This window comes from Aeromonas sp. s11 (genome assembly GCF_040907945.1).
GTDB classification, from domain to species: Bacteria; Pseudomonadota; Gammaproteobacteria; order Enterobacterales; family Aeromonadaceae; genus Aeromonas; species Aeromonas veronii.
The window spans coordinates 175,093-191,901 of the sequence record NZ_JBFOCU010000024.1; the positions used below are offsets into that span (position 1 = coordinate 175,093).

Genomic DNA, 16,809 nt, shown 5'->3' on the forward strand with positions numbered 1-16,809 from the left:
ATGCATCCAGTATATACTGGTCTTATATACAGTAAAGAGGGCGCCGTCATTTTTAGTACAGGAAAGGTGCGCCAGTGCGGTATGGCTATGAAAATGCGGTACTGATATGAGAGTGCAGGGGACGTTGCTACGACAGACATGAGAAAGGCGCCAATTCAGGCGCCCTCTCTGGCAATGCCGTTGTCGGTCAGCGCCGATTAAAACAGCTTGCTGCCCCAGCCGAGCTTGTTGCGCAGCACGTGGAAGTAGCTGTAGTCGAGCGGGTGAACCAGATGAAGCTGATGGTGGCTCTTCTTGATCAGGATCTCGTCCCCCGGGTGGACCGCCAGGGTCACCTGACCGTCACAGCTGACCTGCATGGCATCGTCCTGATTATCCGGCGAGACCAGCAGCCGTACTTCGCTGTCGGCATCGAGCACGATGGGGCGACTGCTCAGGGTATGCGGGAACATGGGCACCAGCGTGATGGCGTTGAGCTTGGGGGTGAGGATGGCGCCACCTGCTGACAGGGAGTAGGCGGTCGAGCCGGTCGGGGTGGCCACTATGATGCCGTCCGAGCGCTGGCTATACATAAAGCTGCCATCGATATAGACCTCGAACTCGATCATGTGGGCGATCTTGCCCGGGTGCAGCACCGCCTCGTTGACCGCCAGATTGCTCGACTTGCGCTCGCCGTGGCGATAGACCGAGGCCTCCAGCAGGAAGCGGTGTTCGCTCTTGTAGTGGCCGGAGAGCACCTGCTCCAGCGGCAGCAGGTAATCTTGTGGCGAGAGATCGGTCAGAAAGCCGAGGTTGCCCCGGTTCACCCCGATCACCGCCACATCGAAGCGCGACAGCACCCGCGCCGCCCCCAGCATGTTGCCGTCACCGCCGACCACGATGGCGAGATCGGCCTGCTGGCCCAGTTGCACCAGATCCATCACGTTTTCATCGAGGATGCTCAGGGTCTGGGCGACCCGGCTCTCCACCAGTACCCGAAAGCCGCGGGCGGTCAGGTATTGATGCAGGCCGGTCAGCGTCTGGTTGGCCCCCTCATGGTGGGGTTTGCCAATCAGGGCGATGGTTTTGAACGGAGAATCCATAGTCAGTCAGATCTGGGATGGGTATTGCGGGCCAGTATACAGTGCTTTGCTCCGCTTGTGACGCTCTCCCGTGTGACGGGGCTGGCTATCCCCTTGAGGCTAATGGTTAAACGGTGAGCGGCAACCCGGATAAACCGCCGGTTGCGGCTATTCAGCAACCCAGATTGCCCTTTACCCCTTGAAAGCCGGGGATGCATCCCCATAATAGCGCCAACATAGTCGGTCTGTTGTCGTCCGGTCGCTCAACCAGACGTCAGGGCCCTCATAAGTAACCCCGGAATTGGAGATGTCATGAACCACGAAGAGCAAAAGGTTGAAGCGATGGAGCAAGTGGAAGCCCAGCCAGTCGAGCCGACCGATGTAGACAGTGAAGTGACAGCCGAGCAGGCCCGCATTGCCGAACTGGAAGCGCAGCTGGAAACCGCCATCCAAAAAGCGGCGGAAGAGCGTGAACGCGCCCTGCGTACCGCCGCCGAGATGGAGAACCTGCGCCGTCGTACCGAGCTGGATGTGGAGAAGGCGCACAAATTCGCTCTGGAGAAGTTCGCCAATGAACTGCTGCCGGTGCTGGACAACCTTGAGCGTGCCATCGAACTGGCCGACAAGGAGAACGAAGCCCTCAAGCCGATGATCGAAGGTGTCGAGCTGACCCTCAAATCCATGCAGAGCGGTGTGGCCAAGTTCGGTCTGGTTGCGCTCGACCCGATCAACCAGCCGTTTGACCCCAACGCCCATCAGGCGATGAGCATGGTACCGAGTGCTGATGTGGCCCCGAACACCGTCATTGCAGTGATGCAGAAGGGCTATGACCTCAACGGTCGGGTGATCCGTCCTGCCATGGTGATGATCGCCAAAGCGGTCGACTGATTGGCTGTGGGTGTCCGAGCCCGCCCTGTGGCGGGCTTTTTGTTTCGCAGTGCAGCACCTGTTCATCTTGCCCGGTTTCACGGCTCAACGTGACCGCGCAACCATGATAAAGGGTGTGGTTTTTTAGGGTTGGGGCTTGAAGCTGCGTCTGGCGACCCCATATAGGTAGCAAGGCCGCGGCGGCACAAAAAATTTGATGCCGGGAGCTTGAAAGCCAGATTGGCAGCCCCCACCTAGCCGTTAACGCATTAAGGCGAGTTCCTCGCCAGTTTATTCAAAGTATTTGGAGATTCGTCAAATGGGTAAAATCATCGGTATTGACCTGGGTACTACCAACTCCTGCGTCGCTATTCTGGATGGCGACACTGCTCGCGTGATCGAGAACGCAGAAGGCGATCGTACTACTCCGTCCATCATTGCCTATGCCGATGATGGCGAGATCCTGGTTGGTCAGCCGGCCAAGCGTCAGGCCATCACCAACCCGAAAAACACCCTGTTCGCCATCAAGCGTCTGATCGGTCGTCGTTTTGAAGATGAAGAAGTGCAGCGTGACCTGAAAATCATGCCGTACGCCATCGCCAAAGCTGACAATGGTGACGCCTGGGTTGAAGTGAAGGGCAAGAAAATGGCACCGCCGCAGATCTCTGCCGAAGTGCTGAAGAAGATGAAGAAGACCGCTGAAGACTACCTGGGCGAGCCGGTAACCGAAGCCGTTATCACTGTTCCGGCCTACTTCAACGACGCCCAGCGTCAGGCTACCAAGGATGCCGGTCGCATCGCCGGTCTGGATGTAAAACGCATCATCAACGAACCGACTGCTGCTGCATTCGCTTACGGCGTGAACAAGGTCAAGGGCGAGCGCAAGGTTGCCGTATATGACCTGGGTGGCGGTACTTTCGATATCTCCATCATCGAGATCGACGAAGTGGAAGGCGAAACCACCTTCGAAGTACTGGCGACCAACGGTAACACCCACCTGGGTGGTGAAGACTTCGACAACCGCGTCATCAACTATCTGGTAGACGAGTTCAAGCGTGAGCAGGGCATCGACCTGCGCAACGACCAGCTGGCTCTGCAGCGTCTGAAAGATGCCGCCGAAAAAGCCAAGATCGAGCTCTCTTCTGCCCAGCAGACCGACGTCAACCTGCCGTACATCACTGCAGATGCCACCGGTCCGAAGCACATGAACATCAAGGTGACCCGCGCCAAGCTGGAATCCCTGGTGGAAGACATGGTGAAGGACTCTCTGGAGCCGGTTCGTGTCGCCCTGAAAGACTCCGGTCTGGCAGTTGGCGAGATCGACGACGTGATCCTGGTTGGTGGTCAGACCCGTATGCCGCTGGTTCAGAAGACCGTTGCCGAGTTCTTTGGCAAAGAGCCGCGTAAAGACGTCAACCCGGACGAAGCCGTAGCCATGGGTGCTGCCATCCAGGGTGCCGTACTGTCCGGTGACAAGACCGACGTACTGCTGCTGGACGTTACCCCGCTCTCCCTGGGTATCGAAACCATGGGCAGTGTGATGACTGCGCTGATCGAGAAGAACACCACTATCCCGACCAAGAAGTCCCAGGTGTTCTCCACTGCCGAAGACAACCAGTCTGCCGTGACCATTCACGTGCTGCAGGGTGAGCGCAAGCGCGCCAGCGACAACAAGTCTCTGGGCCAGTTCAACCTGGAAGGCATCCGTCCGGCACCGCGCGGTCTGCCGCAGATCGAAGTGACCTTCGACATCGATGCCAACGGTATCCTGCACGTCTCTGCGAAAGACAAAGAGACCAACAAAGAGCAGAAGATCACCATCCAGGCCTCCTCTGGTCTGTCTGATGACGAGATCGAGCGCATGGTACGCGAAGCCGAAGCCAACGCGGCCGAGGACAAGAAGTTTGAAGAGCTGGTACAGGCTCGCAACCAGGCTGATGGTCTGGTCCACTCCGTACGCAAGCAGATCACCGAAGCCGGTGAAGCCCTGCCTGCCGACGACAAGACCAAGATCGAAGCCGCTCTGAGCGAGCTGGAAGCGGCCATCAAGGGTGACGACAAGACTGCTATCGAAGCCAAACAGCAGGCTCTGCTGGAAGCGTCCCAGAAGCTGATGGAAATTGCCCAGCAGCAGGCTCAGGCCCAGGGTGCAGCCGGTGCTGATGCCGGTCAGACCTCCTCTTCTGCCAAGGCTGACGACGACGTAGTAGACGCCGAGTTCGAAGAAGTGAAAGACGACAAGAAGTAAGCCCTACCCAGATGGGCGAAGTCCGCTTCGCCCATCGGCTTGGTCAATGAATTCACGGGCGTTGGGTAACCAACGCCCGTCTGCGTAACCACAGGATGAGTATGTCGAAGCGCGATTTCTACGAAGTACTGGGTGTGGCGAAAGATGCCGACGATCGCGAGATCAAGAAGGCGTACAAGCGCCTGGCCATGAAGTATCACCCGGATCGTAATCAGGGTGATGCCGCATCCGAAGAGAAGTTCAAAGAGGTCAAGGAAGCCTACGAGGTCCTGACCGATGCCAATCTGCGTGCCCGTTACGACCAGTACGGCCATGCCGGTGTCGACCCGAGCCAGGGTGGCGGTGGCCACGGTGGCTTTGGCGGCGGTGCCGACTTCGCTGACATGTTTGGTGACGTATTCGGTGACATCTTCGGCGGTGGCCGTGGTGGTGCCCGTCGTGGCCCGGCCCGTGGCTCCGACCTGCGTTACACCATGGAGCTGACGCTGGAAGAGGCGGTACGCGGGGTCTCCAAGGAGATCAAGGTGCCGACTCTGGTTCACTGCGAAGTCTGTAACGGCTCCGGTGCCCACACCGGCAGCAGTGCCCAGACCTGCCCGACCTGCCACGGCTCCGGCCAGGTGCAGATGCGTCAGGGCTTCTTTGCGGTGCAGCAGGCGTGTCCGCACTGTCACGGCCGCGGCAAGATCATCAAGGATCCGTGCCGCAAGTGTCACGGTGAAGGTCGCTACCAGCGCACCAAGACCCTGTCGGTGAAAATTCCGGCGGGCGTCGATACCGGCGATCGCATCCGTCTCTCCGGCGAAGGGGAAGCGGGGGAAGCAGGAGCACCGGCAGGTGATCTCTACGTACAGGTGCACGTCAAAGAGCACGAGATCTTCGTGCGTGACGGCAACAACCTCTACTGCGAAGTGCCCATCAGCTTTACCGCTGCTGCCCTCGGTGGCGAGATTGAAGTGCCGACCCTGGATGGCCGCGTCAAGCTCAAGGTCACCCCGGAGACCCAGACCGGCAAGATGTTCCGCATGCGCGGCAAGGGCGTGAAGTCCGTGCGCTCCGGTCAGGTAGGGGATCTGATGTGCAAGGTGGTGATCGAGACGCCGGTCAACCTCACCGAGCAGCAGAAAGAGCTGTTGCGCCAGCTGGACGAATCCTTCAGCGGTGCTGCTGCCAAGACCCACAAGCCGAAATCGGAAGGCTTCTTCGAAGGGGTGAAACGCTTCTTCGACGATCTGACCAGCTGATTTCAGCGACCCGAATAAACAGAGCCGGCCTTGTGCCGGCTCTTTTTTTGCCCGCCATTTCGCCAGGATCCGCCCTATTGAGTGGATCCTGATGAGGGATCCTCCTCACAACTTCCGCCAATTCCTGCTGTACAAATGTTATCCTGCTCACACTGTTGCTGAAACGGTTTAGTTGTCATGTTGAGTTAGCTAAATTGGTTTAGCTATGCTCTGGCTGTCGATAACAACAGCGCCCGTCCGGGCCACAGATGACAGGTGAGGAAGATGATGATGTTCAAGAGCAAGTTGGCGCTGGCGGTAGCGCTGGGATTGGGGATGAGCAGCCCGCTGTGGGCGGCGGATGGCGGTATCGAGGCCCGTCTGGCGGCGCTGGAGGCGCGGGTACAGGCGGCTGAAGCGAGAGCCGAGGCGGCAGAGAGTCGTGCCAGTCAGGCGGAAGTGAAGGCGAGCGCCGCCAGCGAGCAGGCGCAGGTGGCCGACAACCGCAGCCAGAAGGTGGATGAGAAGACTGCTGGTGCCCAGGGCTTCGAGTTTCACGGCTACGCCCGCTCGGGCCTGTTGGTAAACAGCAATGGCAACGGCGGGCGCGGCGGCCCCTACATCACGCCAGCCGGTTCGGTGGGCGGGGCCGTCGGTCGCCTTGGCAACGAGGATGACACCTACATGGAGGCCAATCTGCTGAAAACCCAGACCTTTGAGGATGGCAGCTGGGCCCGCTACAAGCTGATGCTGGCGGACGGGGTGGAGACCAGCAACGACTGGACCGCCAGCGATTCGAGCCTCAATACCCGTCAGGTGTTTGCCGAGATCGGCAATCTGGCGAGCTTCGACGGTCCCTTCAAGAATGCGGTGCTGTGGGCGGGCAAGCGCTTTGACCGCGACAACTTCGACATCCACTGGCTTGACTCCGACGTGGTGTTCCTGGCCGGTACCGGCGGTGGCGTCTACGACGTGCAGCTGGCCGACAGCTGGAAGGCCAACTTCTCCCTCTATGGCCGCGATTACGGCGACATCAGCGCCAGCGGTCTCTCCGATATCGAGAGCTACATCCTCACCATGAACAACCGCGTCGGTAACTGGCAGTGGATGGTGAACGGTCTCTCGGCCAAGGACAATGACGCCCGCATCAATGACAAGGGGGCGGGCAGCGAGGCGGCGGACAAGGGTGCTCATACCCTGCTGGCCTACCACGGCGAGAGCTTCTTTGGCATCAACCCCGGTTTTGCCAAGGCGGCGGTGTTGTATGGTCATGGGCTGGGGGCCGAGGTCAAGGGGCTGGGCTCTGACAGCGAGCTGTTGCCGGATGCCGATGCGGTGAGGGTCGCCGTGTTTGGCGCTACCGATCTCAACTCGCGCTGGCGTTTTGCCCCGGCTCTACTGGCCGAGCAGAGTCAGGATCGCTACGTGAAAGGGGACGAATACCGCTGGCTCACCGTCAATACCCGGGTGGCGCAGGTGCTGAGCCAGAACGTCGAGCTGGTCTACGAGGCGGCCTGGCAGTACATGGATCTCGATCCCAAGGGCTACAAGGGACGCCAGGCGGTGAACGGCAATTTCACCAAGCTCACCTTCGCCCCCACCTTCAAGGCGCAGACCGCCGGTTTCTTAGAGCGGCCCGAACTGCGGGTGTTCGCCAGCTGGATGGACTGGTCCACCGAGCTCGACAACTACGCCAGTGACGATGCCATGGGCCAGAGCAACTTCACCGCCGGTGGCGAGTGGAACTTTGGCGTGCAGATGGAAACCTGGTTCTAGTTCGTTATCCCGATCACAAAAATGGCAGCCGGTACCGAGATCTGTTGGTTGGCTAAAACGGTTTAGCTGATAATGCCAACCAACAGAACAGAGTTCGGGTTTGACCGAGGATCCGATGCAGCAGTGGAGTAGCAAGGTGACGAATCGAGTGTGGGTAATGGGGGATGCGGTGGTGGACTTGATCCCGGAAGGGGCGTTGCACTACCTCAAGTGTCCGGGGGGCGCACCCGCCAATGTGGCTGTTGGCGTGGCACGGCTGGGTGGCGATGCGGCCTTTATCGGCCGGGTTGGTGCCGATCCGTTCGGCCGCTTTATGGCCGAGACCCTGAGCGGTGAGGGGGTGGATATCGGTACGCTGCGGCTCGATCCAGACCATCGCACCTCTACCGTGCTGGTGGCACTGGATGATGAGGGGGAGCGCAGCTTCACCTTTATGGTGCGCCCCAGTGCAGACCAGTTCCTCACCCCGGATGAGTTGCCCCGCTTCGATGCCGGTCAGTGGCTGCTCACCTGCTCCATCGCGCTCGCCAACGAGCCGGTACGCACCAGCTGCCTGCAGGCCATGGCGGCTATCAAGGCGGCAGGAGGGCGGGTCTGTTTCGACCCCAACCTGCGCCCCGAGGTGTGGGGCAACCCCGCCGAGATGCTGCCGCTGGTGCGTCAGGCAATTGCACAGGCGGATGTGGTCAAGCTATCCATCGAGGAGCTGCAACTGCTGAGTGGCGAGGATGAACTGGTCGCTGGGCTTGCAACTCTCTCTGGCCCGGCGCTGGTGCTGGTGACCCGGGGCGCGGCCGGGGTGGTGGCCCGTTTGGGTGGCGAGTTGCTGGAGTGGGTGGGGCAGAAAGTGACGCCCATCGACACCACGGGGGCGGGGGATGCCTTCGTCGCCGGGCTGCTGGCGGCGCTGGCCGGGCGCTCGTCGCTGCCGACGCTGGCCGAGTTGCCCGCCATTCTGGCTCAGGCTCACGGCTGCGGGGCGCTCGCCACCACCGCCAAGGGGGCGATGACGGCGCTGCCGACCCGCTCCGAACTGGATGTTTTTTTGCGATCAAGCGCAGATGGCTGTTGAGCTGCGGCTAGAAGCCCGGTTCGACAGCCCCTACTCTCATGTGACTAGGGCCCGCCAGCGTGGCGGGTCATAAGAGGAAGAATATGAATATCAGTGCGATAGCCAAGGATCTGGTGCCCCTGCTCGGGGGCAAGGAGAATATCGTCAGCGCTGCCCACTGCGCCACCCGGCTGCGGTTGGTGCTGGCCGATGACAGCAAGGTAAACAAGGCCGCCATCGACAAGCTGGAGGGGGTCAAGGGGTGCTTTAGCAACGCGGGCCAGATCCAGGTCATTTTCGGCACCGGCCTGGTCAACAAGGTCTATGCGGAGTTCGTCACCCTGACCGGGACCGGCACCGCCAGCAAGGCGGAGCTGACCGACATGGCGGCGGCCAAGCTCAACGTGGCCCAGCGGCTGGCGCGAACCCTCTCCAACATCTTCGTGCCGATCATTCCGGCCATCGTCGCCTCGGGCTTGCTGATGGGGCTGCTCGGCATGGTGCGCACCTACGGTTGGGTCAATGCCGACAGCGCCCTGTTTGTGATGCTCGACATGTTCAGCTCGGCGGCCTTTATCATACTGCCGATCCTCATCGGCTTTACGGCGGCGCGGGAGTTTGGCGGCAATCCGTACCTCGGGGCTACCCTTGGCGGCATCCTCACCCACCCGGCGCTGACCAACGCCTGGGGCGTGGCCGGTGGCTTCAAGACTATGGACTTCTTCGGGCTGGATGTGGCGATGATCGGCTATCAGGGCACCGTCTTCCCGGTGCTCTTGGCGGTCTGGTTTATGTCCCATCTGGAGAAACAGCTGCGCAAGCGCATTCCGGATGCGCTGGATCTGATCCTCACCCCGTTTCTCACCGTCATCATCACCGGCTTCGTGGCGCTGCTCTTTATCGGCCCGGCTGGGCGGGTGCTGGGGGATGGCATCTCGTTCGGTCTGAGCGCTCTCTATGAACAGGCGGGCTGGCTGGCGGGGCTGGTATTTGGCGGCACTTACTCGCTTATCGTCATCACCGGCATCCACCACAGCTTCCATGCCATCGAGGCGGGGCTGCTGGCCAATCCGCAAATTGGCGTCAACTTCCTGCTGCCCATCTGGGCCATGGCCAACGTGGCACAGGGTGGGGCTTGCCTCGCGGTCTACTTCAAGACTCGCGACGTGAAGATCAAGGCCATTACCGTGCCGGCTGCCATGTCCTGCCTGCTGGGTATCACGGAAGCGGCCATCTTTGGCGTCAACCTGCGCTACATCAAACCCTTCCTCGCCGGTCTGTTTGGCGGGGCCTGCGGCGGCGTCTACGTGGTGGCGGCCAAGGTGGGGATGACGGCGGTGGGGCTGACCGGTATTCCCGGCATGGCCATCGTCCAGCCCATGAGCCTTATTCATTACATCATCGGGCTAGTGATCGCCTTTGGCGCCGCCTTCGCCGCTTCCTACCTGCTCAAGTACAAGGTGGAGTGATGAAGGAAAGCGATCTTCTCAACCAGATTGTCCGGTCGCTGCTGGCCGGACAGCTCAAGGCGGCGGCCGATCCCCATCGGCCCCGCTGGCATCTGGCAGCCCCGGTGGGGCTGCTCAACGATCCCAACGGCTTTATCGAGCATGACGGGCGCTACCACCTCTTCTACCAGTGGAATCCACTGGGCTGCGAGCACCGCAACAAGGGCTGGGGTCATGTCACCTCCACCGATCTGCTGCATTGGCAGCACGAGCCGGTGGCGCTGTTGCCCACCGAAGCCTATGAGAGCCACGGCTGCTATTCGGGCTCGGCGGTGAGCGATGAGCAGGGGCGTCTGACCCTCATCTACACCGGCAACGTCAAATACCCGGATGGCAGTCGTACCGCTTATCAGTGTCTGGCCCGCGCCGACGGTGAGGCCGGTTTTGCCAAGCTGGGGCCGGTGCTGGATCTGCCCGCAGGCTACAGCGGCCATGTGCGCGATCCCAAGGTGTGGCACGACGGCCAGCAGTGGCTGATGGTGCTGGGGGCTCGCACTCTGGATGACAAGGGGGAAGTGCTGCTCTATCGCGGCGACACCCTGCAAAGCTGGCTGCGGGTGGGGCCCATCGCCGGTAGCGGGCGAGGCGGTCTCGGTGAGTTTGGCTATATGTGGGAGTGCCCGGATCTCTTCCCGCTGGGGACGCGCCATGTGCTGATAAGTTGCCCGCAAGGAATTGCCCCGGCAGGCGAGGATTATCGCAACCTCTACCAGTGTGGCTGGCTGACCGGTGATTTCGACGGCGAGCACTTCGAGCACGGGGCTTTTCACGAGCTGGATCGGGGCTTCGAGTTCTATGCGCCGCAAACCACCCGAGACAGTCAGGGGCGCCGCCTCCTGTTCGGTTGGCTGGGGCTGCCGGAGGAGAACGAGATGAGCCAGCCTACGGTCGCTCACGGCTGGATCCACCAGATGAGCTGCCCGCGGGAGCTGTTCTGGCAGGATGAGTGGCTCTGCCAGCGGCCGGTGGCTGAGCTTGCGGCATTGAAGGGAGAGTTGACCCGTTTCGAGGGGACGCTTGGCGAGTTTCCGGGGCTGGCCATCGACTCGGCCTGGCTCGATCTGGATCTCTGCGGTGAGGGGAGCCTCTGGTTCGGTGCCGTGGCCGAGCTGGTGTGGCAGCCGGACCGCATCACCTTGCGGCGCCAGAACTGGCAGAGCGGGGCGTGGGAGACCCGCAGCAGCCCATGGGCTGGCGGGCGGATCACCGTGCTGTGCGATCGCTCCAGTCTGGAGTGCTTCATCGATGAGGGTCGTCACAGCCTGTCGGCGCGCTACTTCCCCGGGGAAAAGCCGCAACTATCATCAGGCAACGGCGATGATGGCTGCAAAATTTGCCTCAATCACTGGCCGCTGTCGGCATGCCTAGTACAATAGCCCGGTTCTAGTCAGCCGGGAGGCCAGGTGGAGAAGAAGAAACGGATCACGATTGCCCAGATCGCCGAACTGGCGGGGGTGTCCAAGGCGACCGCCAGTCTGGTGCTCAACGGGAAGAGTGCGGAGTACCGCATTGCCGACGATACCCGCAAGCGCATTCAGGCGGTGGCGGAGGAGTGTCACTACCTGCCGAGCTTTCATGCCCGCTCCCTGCGCGAGACCCGCAGCTACACCTGGGGGCTGGTGATCCCCGATCTCACCAACTTCGGTTTTGCCCGCATCGCCCGTGCCCTCGAGGCCCACTGCCGGGAGGCGGGTATCCAGCTGCTGATCGCCTGCTCCGAGGATGATCCCGCCCTCGAGCAGCGGGTGGTGGACAACCTCATCAGCCGTCAGGTGGATGGGCTGATTGTCGCCTCCAGCGGCCACAGCGATGACATCTATGCCCGCATCCACGACCGCCTGCCGGTGGTACAGCTCGACCGCCATATTGGCGAGTCGCGCCTGCCCATGGTGATCTCCGATGCCTGCAAGGCCACCGCCGAGCTGGTGCGGGACATGGCCAGCGAGTGCGGCGAGGAGATCTACTACTTCGGCGGCCTGCTGGATCTCTCCCCCAGCCGTCACCGGCTGGCGGGCTATGAGCTGGGGCTCCATCGCGCCGGTTTTGAAGCCGATGCCGCCCGGGTGCGCCATCGCGACTACCAGCCGAGCTCCGGTTATCAGCTGATGGCCGAGCTGGTGGCCGAGCTGGGGGCGCCTCCCAGGGGGCTCTTTACTGCCTCCTTTACCCTGCTGGAAGGGGTGCTGCGCTACCTCAACGAGGCGGGGCTGATGGAGACGGGCATGCGCCTGTGTACCTTCGATGATCACGACCTGCTCGACTGCATTCCCATGCGCATCGACTCGGTGGCGCAGGATTGTCCGGCCCTGGCCCACGCCGCTTTCGAGCTGATGCAGCAACTGATAGCGGGCAATCCTCCCGCGCAGACTGCCCAAGTGATCACCCCCAGGGTGCGCTGGCGCAGTCGCCGCTAGCCACTCTTCGCCCATCCATATGAAAAAGCCCCGCCATTGCTGGCGGGGCTTTTTGCTGCGGGCGGATGGAGCCATGACTCTGGCTGACAGCTCAGTCGGTGGTACTGGTGCGCCAGAACACCTGCTTGATATGGGGGTGGATGGCCAGCTTTTGCATCAGGGCATCCAGCTCGTCGCCATCGATGGAGGTAGCCAGCAACACCGCCGAGATCTCCAGATCCCCCTCGCCAAACGGCTCGATATCGAGTTCGCTCAAGGGGTAGTTGGCCTGCTCCAGCATCTCTTCGAGCCAGTGCAGCACCTCTTTCTGGTGCTCGCGTGGGGTGAGCGCCGTCACCTTGTAGGTCACTTCGGTGTCGGTATTGTCCACCGGGCGACGGTTGATCTGGTTGACCAGCGGTCGCAGCAGAGTGTTGGCGGCCAGCACGAACAGGGCGCCCAGAATTGCCTCCATGGCCAGCCCGGCGCCACAGGCGGCGCCGACCGCTGCTACGCCCCAGAGGGTGGCGGCGGTGTTGATGCCGCGGATATTGCCCGACTCGCGCATGATGACGCCGGCGCCGAGAAAGCCAATGCCGGAGACGATATAGGCCACCACATGGACCACGTTGTAGTTGCCGCCGTGCAGGTCATAGATACGCTGGGCCAGACTGACGAACAGGGCGGCCCCCACGGCGACCAGCACGTTGGTGCGAAGGCCTGCGGTACGTTGGCGGTACTGGCGCTCCAGCCCGACCAGACTGCCGAGCACAAAGGCGAGCAGCAGGCTGGCCAGGGTGTCGAGCAGGGAGGGCATGTCAATTTGTTGCCACATCTTCATGGCGTACTCCTTCCGATAAGTGCTGGCTTGGCGCAATCCATGATGAAACGCCGGGAGGCGGATGGGTCAGGGGATGATTGCGCGGATGGCCAGCAGAAAAACAAAAACGCGGCGTCCCGGGGCGCGAGCATCATCAGATGCCCTGACGCTCGGAGAGGACGCAGCAAGCGGGGCCAGCGTGGCTGGCCCCTTTCACTGTGGTTAACGCAGATGAGCGGTCAGTTGAGCTCGGGATCGCAGTCGATGCGCGGGCGCAGTTGCCAGCGCACCGGATGTGCCACCCCGACCTGATGAACAAACTGCACCAGATAGCGGCGCTGGGGCGGGGTGCACTGCAGGTTGAGCACCAGCTCTCGCCCGCCGCCGCGACCCGGCTTCATCGATTGCATCGGTTGCAGCCCAGCCGGTTGCAACGTGTGGTTCACCATATCCAGCACCTGCTCCATATCGGCGCGATCCTCACAGCGGATCTGCAGCCGGTAGTGGTGCTGACGCTGTTTGCCGCCCAGCCAGCGTGGCAGCATGCCACGGCCGAGCCGGCTCAACAGGGGGTGAGCCCGGGTAGCAACAGAACCTGTTGATACCGCGCGATCCGCAGCCGGTTTGATTGAGATAAAACGCATAGCAGCCTCCTTGTGGGAAGCAGAAACTATGCAGGCATGGCGACCGTGGCGGTTGGCCACTGGTTGCCAGACGTCAAGTGTAAAAAGGGAGAAGAGGGGAGTGGATTTCCGCTTCTCGCAGGGTTGCGAGCATGCGGCAGAGAAAGACCTGCGGCTAGCTCGCGACCTTGGTACCGACGATGAGGGTCGGTCTACAACTGTCACTTGATGAGTTGCCCACTGATGGTCTCCGCTATTGATAAGAGGCTCGAATGATAGCCGAGGCGGCAGGCAGGGTAAACCCCACGCCGCTTGCAGCAACATCTTGAAACATAATCGAAAGCCCCGTTTTGCCGCGCAGGGCCGTAAAAAGAGACCCGGCGAGGGCCGGGTCTGCAGGGTCATTCGGTCTTGTCGATGCCAAGGTATTTGAGCATCAGTTTTTCGTAGATGGGCTCGGTATCGCCCACCTGCATTTTGTGCAGGAAGTATTTCTCGAAGGCGATCTTGGCCAGATGGACCCACTTTCCTTTCTTGAACCAGGCGACGTTGCGCGGCGGGATCTGCGGCATGGCGACGAAGGCGGCGCCGGTGTCCCCCATGTCCGCCAGACAGATGGCATTCCACACTGCCTTGGTCACCGGCGGCTGGCCGCTGAGCTCCGCCTTGATGTTGTGGCTCAGGGTGCGCACCATTGCCTCAATCATGTAGCCGGTCTTGGGCACCCCGGTTGGTACCGGCGTCTTGTGCGGCGGTGCAATGGCGATGCAGACCCCGGCGGCGTAAATCTGCGGGAAGGCGGGGTTGCGCTGGTGCTCGTCGACGATGACAAAACCGCGGGGATTGACCAGCCCCTCGATGCCCCGCAGCGGCGCAATGCCGACAAAGGCGGGCAGCATCATGGCGTGTTTGTAGGGCAGAGTGTGGGTGCGCTTGATGTTGCCCTCATCGTCCAGCTCCTCCACCGTCATCTGGCCATCTTGCGCCGCCACGGTGCGGGCATTGCAGATCCACTGCACGTCGCGCATCCGCAGTTCGCTCTCCAGCATCCCCTTGGAGTCGCCCACGCCGTTGAGACCCAGATGGCCGATGTAGGGCTCGCTGGTGACAAAGGTCATGGGCACATTTTTTCTCACCTTCTTGTCGCGCAGGTGGCGATCGAGGATGAACGCATACTCGTAGGCGGGGCCGAAGCAGGAGGCGCCCGGCATGGCGCCGACAATCACAGGGCCGGGCTCATCGACCAGTGCGCTGACGCTGTGACGGCACTCTTCGGCGTGGGAGAGGGTGCAGACGCTGGTGGTGCCACCGGATTCGGGGCCAGCCCCCGCTACCTCGTCAAAGGCGAGGGCCGGACCGGTACAGATCGCCAGAAAGTCGTAACGCAGGGTCTGGCCATCAGAGAGGGTGAGCTGCTGCGCGGCTGGTTGCAGCTCGGTCAGGGCGGCATGGATAAAGCGGATCCCCTTTTTCTTCACATGGGGTTCGATGGGTATCGAGGTCTCCTTGCGCTCCCGCCACTGGACGGCAATCCAGGGGTTGGAGGGGGTGAATTCAAAGTCCGGTTTGTCATTGATGAGGATCACCTCATGCTGCTTGCCCAGTTCGGCCTTGAGTTCGTAGGCGGCAGACATGCCCCCCAGACCCGCGCCGATGACGATTACCGTTGCCATGTTCAGCCTCCTGCGTTTATTACACGCTCATGTGAGCCTGGGTCATCCGACCCTGTTATTTAAATCCTATCCGTTTGAGGATCATCGCTGCCGGGCAGAAACCGGTGAATGCGCTCTGGATCAGGTTGACCCCGACAAAGGCACTCAACCAGACAAAGCCCGGATGAACCCAGGTGGTAAGGATCAGCGAGAGCAGCAACATGCAACCCGCGACGATTCTGACTCCGTTATCTACTGTCATGGTCTTTCTCCTTATCTACTTTAGGTATTGCTAATTTAGTGTTGTTTTATACAATAGAACAAATATCAGCAATTGCTAATTTACTCTTATGAGCCAATTCGACGAGATGAACAGACATGCGACAGCCGCCGCCTCCCTGCTCAAGGCGTTGGCTCATCCCGAACGCCTGATGGTGCTCTGCCAGCTGGTGGAGGGGGAGAAGGGGGTCGGGGAGCTGCTGGCCCATAGCCAGCTCGGGCAGTCGGCCTTCTCTCAGCAACTTTCGGTATTGAAGCGCTACGGCTTGATTCGTTCGCGCAAGGTCTCCCAGCAGATCTACTACTCGCTGGTGAGCGAGGCGGCGGCCGATGTGCTGGGAGCGCTGCAAACCCATTTTTGTCACTCGGAAAATAAGGAATCTTGATGATGGAAAGCCAATGGCTGCTCTCTTTGGGCGGTGGCATGCTGGCGGGGCTGTCGGCCCTGATCCTGATGTTGTTCAACGGCCGGGTGGCCGGGATCAGCGGCATTTTGGCCGGTGCACTGCAACACCGTGCACCGTGGCGGGTGCTGTTTCTGCTGGGGCTGGGGGCGGGCGCCTGGTTGGCGCTGACTCTGGGTTGGGCCACCATGCCCGCATTCACCACCTTGCCCGGCTGGCCTGTAGTGCTGCTGGCCGGTCTGCTGGTCGGCATCGGTACCCGTCTTGGCAATGGCTGCACCAGCGGCCACGGCATCTGTGGCATGGGGCGGCTCTCCCGGCGCTCCATCGTCGCCACCCTGACCTTTATGGCGGCTGGCTTTATCACCGTCTTCGTCACTCATCATCTGCTGTAAGGGGCTGATTGCCATGAAGTTGCTGACAAGTTTGTTTGCGGGTGTGTTGTTCGGACTGGGGATGGCCATCTCCGGCATGATGGATCCCGCCCGGGTCACCGGTTTTCTCGATCTGGCCGGGGCCTGGGATCCCAGCCTCGCCTTCGTGATGGGAGGGGCCCTGCTGGTCTTTATGCCGGGTTATTTTCTGCTGGTGAAACCCCGTCGCCAGAGTGTGCTGGGGGAGCCCATCGCAGCCGTACCAGCCCCTCGGCTGGATCGCCGGCTGATCGGTGGGGCCGCGCTGTTTGGCATCGGCTGGGGATTGGTCGGTATCTGCCCGGGGCCTGCTCTGAGTCTCATTTCCAGCGGGCAGCCCATGATAATGTTGTTTATTGCGGCCATGGTGGCCGGGATCTTGCTGTTTGACAGAGGGCTGGCCAGGGTGCTGACCAAGGCGCCAGCTCGGGGAGTGGATAAGGTGCGCCAGTCCCATACCGCCTGATCCCGTGAAGTGACAGATTACGCCA

General features: G+C 61.3%; 16 protein-coding genes. 11 read left to right on the forward strand and 5 right to left on the reverse strand.

Annotated elements, in window-relative coordinates:
• Positions 1 to 197: 197 nt before the first annotated feature.
• A complete protein-coding gene (nadK, locus tag AB5Y84_RS07210) occupies positions 198 to 1,082 on the reverse strand; it encodes an NAD(+) kinase (RefSeq protein WP_005338038.1) in 885 nt (294 codons plus the stop codon).
• Between the two features lie 291 nt (positions 1,083 to 1,373).
• Here nadK and grpE point away from each other — a divergent pair, with 291 nt between their 5' ends.
• The 8 genes from grpE to AB5Y84_RS07250 all read left to right on the forward strand — a co-directional run bounded on the left by grpE (position 1,374) and on the right by AB5Y84_RS07250 (position 12,148).
• A complete protein-coding gene (gene grpE, locus AB5Y84_RS07215) occupies positions 1,374 to 1,949 on the forward strand; it encodes a nucleotide exchange factor GrpE (protein ID WP_005338036.1) in 576 nt (191 codons plus the stop codon).
• 298 nt (positions 1,950 to 2,247) lie between these two features.
• Positions 2,248 to 4,176, forward strand: coding sequence for a molecular chaperone DnaK (gene dnaK / locus AB5Y84_RS07220; RefSeq protein ID WP_368176674.1), 1,929 nt, complete (start codon positions 2,248 to 2,250; stop codon positions 4,174 to 4,176).
• Positions 4,177 to 4,277: 101 nt separating this feature from the next.
• Positions 4,278 to 5,420 carry a molecular chaperone DnaJ gene (gene dnaJ, locus AB5Y84_RS07225; protein WP_005338032.1) on the forward strand — a complete coding sequence of 381 codons (1,143 nt, stop codon included), beginning with the start codon at positions 4,278 to 4,280 and terminating at the stop codon, positions 5,418 to 5,420.
• Between the two features lie 264 nt (positions 5,421 to 5,684).
• Positions 5,685 to 7,175, forward strand: a complete 1,491-nt coding sequence (locus AB5Y84_RS07230; RefSeq protein ID WP_368176675.1) for a carbohydrate porin — start codon at positions 5,685 to 5,687, stop codon at positions 7,173 to 7,175.
• A 115-nt stretch (positions 7,176 to 7,290) separates the two neighbouring features.
• Positions 7,291 to 8,247 (forward strand): aminoimidazole riboside kinase, encoded by a 957-nt coding sequence (locus AB5Y84_RS07235; RefSeq protein WP_368176676.1) that lies wholly within the window; start codon positions 7,291 to 7,293, stop codon positions 8,245 to 8,247.
• A gap of 83 nt (positions 8,248 to 8,330) precedes the next feature.
• A complete protein-coding gene (locus AB5Y84_RS07240) occupies positions 8,331 to 9,695 on the forward strand; it encodes a sucrose-specific PTS transporter subunit IIBC (protein ID WP_368176677.1) in 1,365 nt (454 codons plus the stop codon).
• A complete protein-coding gene (locus AB5Y84_RS07245; RefSeq protein WP_368176678.1) occupies positions 9,695 to 11,110 on the forward strand; it encodes a glycoside hydrolase family 32 protein in 1,416 nt (471 codons plus the stop codon). Before AB5Y84_RS07240 ends, AB5Y84_RS07245 begins: the two co-directional genes overlap by 1 nt.
• Positions 11,111 to 11,137: 27 nt before the next feature.
• Positions 11,138 to 12,148, forward strand: a complete 1,011-nt coding sequence (locus AB5Y84_RS07250; RefSeq protein WP_201974204.1) for a LacI family DNA-binding transcriptional regulator — start codon at positions 11,138 to 11,140, stop codon at positions 12,146 to 12,148.
• Between the two features lie 91 nt (positions 12,149 to 12,239).
• Here the strand turns inward: AB5Y84_RS07250 and AB5Y84_RS07255 are convergent, their stop codons facing one another.
• From AB5Y84_RS07255 to AB5Y84_RS07270, 4 genes are all read right to left on the reverse strand, one after another.
• Positions 12,240 to 12,968, reverse strand: a complete 729-nt coding sequence (locus AB5Y84_RS07255; protein ID WP_368176679.1) for an MgtC/SapB family protein — start codon at positions 12,966 to 12,968, stop codon at positions 12,240 to 12,242.
• Between the two features lie 218 nt (positions 12,969 to 13,186).
• Positions 13,187 to 13,591: a hypothetical protein gene (locus AB5Y84_RS07260; protein WP_335812598.1), complete on the reverse strand. Its 405-nt coding sequence runs from the start codon at positions 13,589 to 13,591 to the stop codon at positions 13,187 to 13,189.
• Positions 13,592 to 13,971: 380 nt separating this feature from the next.
• A complete protein-coding gene (locus tag AB5Y84_RS07265) occupies positions 13,972 to 15,243 on the reverse strand; it encodes an NAD(P)/FAD-dependent oxidoreductase (protein ID WP_005350342.1) in 1,272 nt (423 codons plus the stop codon).
• A 55-nt stretch (positions 15,244 to 15,298) separates the two neighbouring features.
• Positions 15,299 to 15,484 (reverse strand): DUF2892 domain-containing protein, encoded by a 186-nt coding sequence (locus AB5Y84_RS07270; protein WP_005344304.1) that lies wholly within the window; start codon positions 15,482 to 15,484, stop codon positions 15,299 to 15,301.
• Positions 15,485 to 15,572: 88 nt separating this feature from the next.
• Between AB5Y84_RS07270 and AB5Y84_RS07275 the strand changes: the two genes are divergently transcribed.
• From AB5Y84_RS07275 to AB5Y84_RS07285, 3 genes are read left to right on the forward strand one after another with little or no spacing between them, the layout of a single operon-like run.
• Positions 15,573 to 15,887 carry a helix-turn-helix transcriptional regulator gene (locus AB5Y84_RS07275; RefSeq protein ID WP_005338008.1) on the forward strand — a complete coding sequence of 105 codons (315 nt, stop codon included), beginning with the start codon at positions 15,573 to 15,575 and terminating at the stop codon, positions 15,885 to 15,887.
• Complete coding sequence (locus AB5Y84_RS07280) at positions 15,887 to 16,300, forward strand: YeeE/YedE family protein (protein ID WP_042018672.1); 414 nt, start codon at positions 15,887 to 15,889, stop codon at positions 16,298 to 16,300. Before AB5Y84_RS07275 ends, AB5Y84_RS07280 begins: the two co-directional genes overlap by 1 nt.
• A gap of 13 nt (positions 16,301 to 16,313) precedes the next feature.
• Entirely contained in the window at positions 16,314 to 16,784 is a 471-nt protein-coding gene (locus AB5Y84_RS07285) for a YeeE/YedE family protein (protein WP_076492366.1), read from the forward strand.
• Positions 16,785 to 16,809 lie beyond the last annotated feature (25 nt).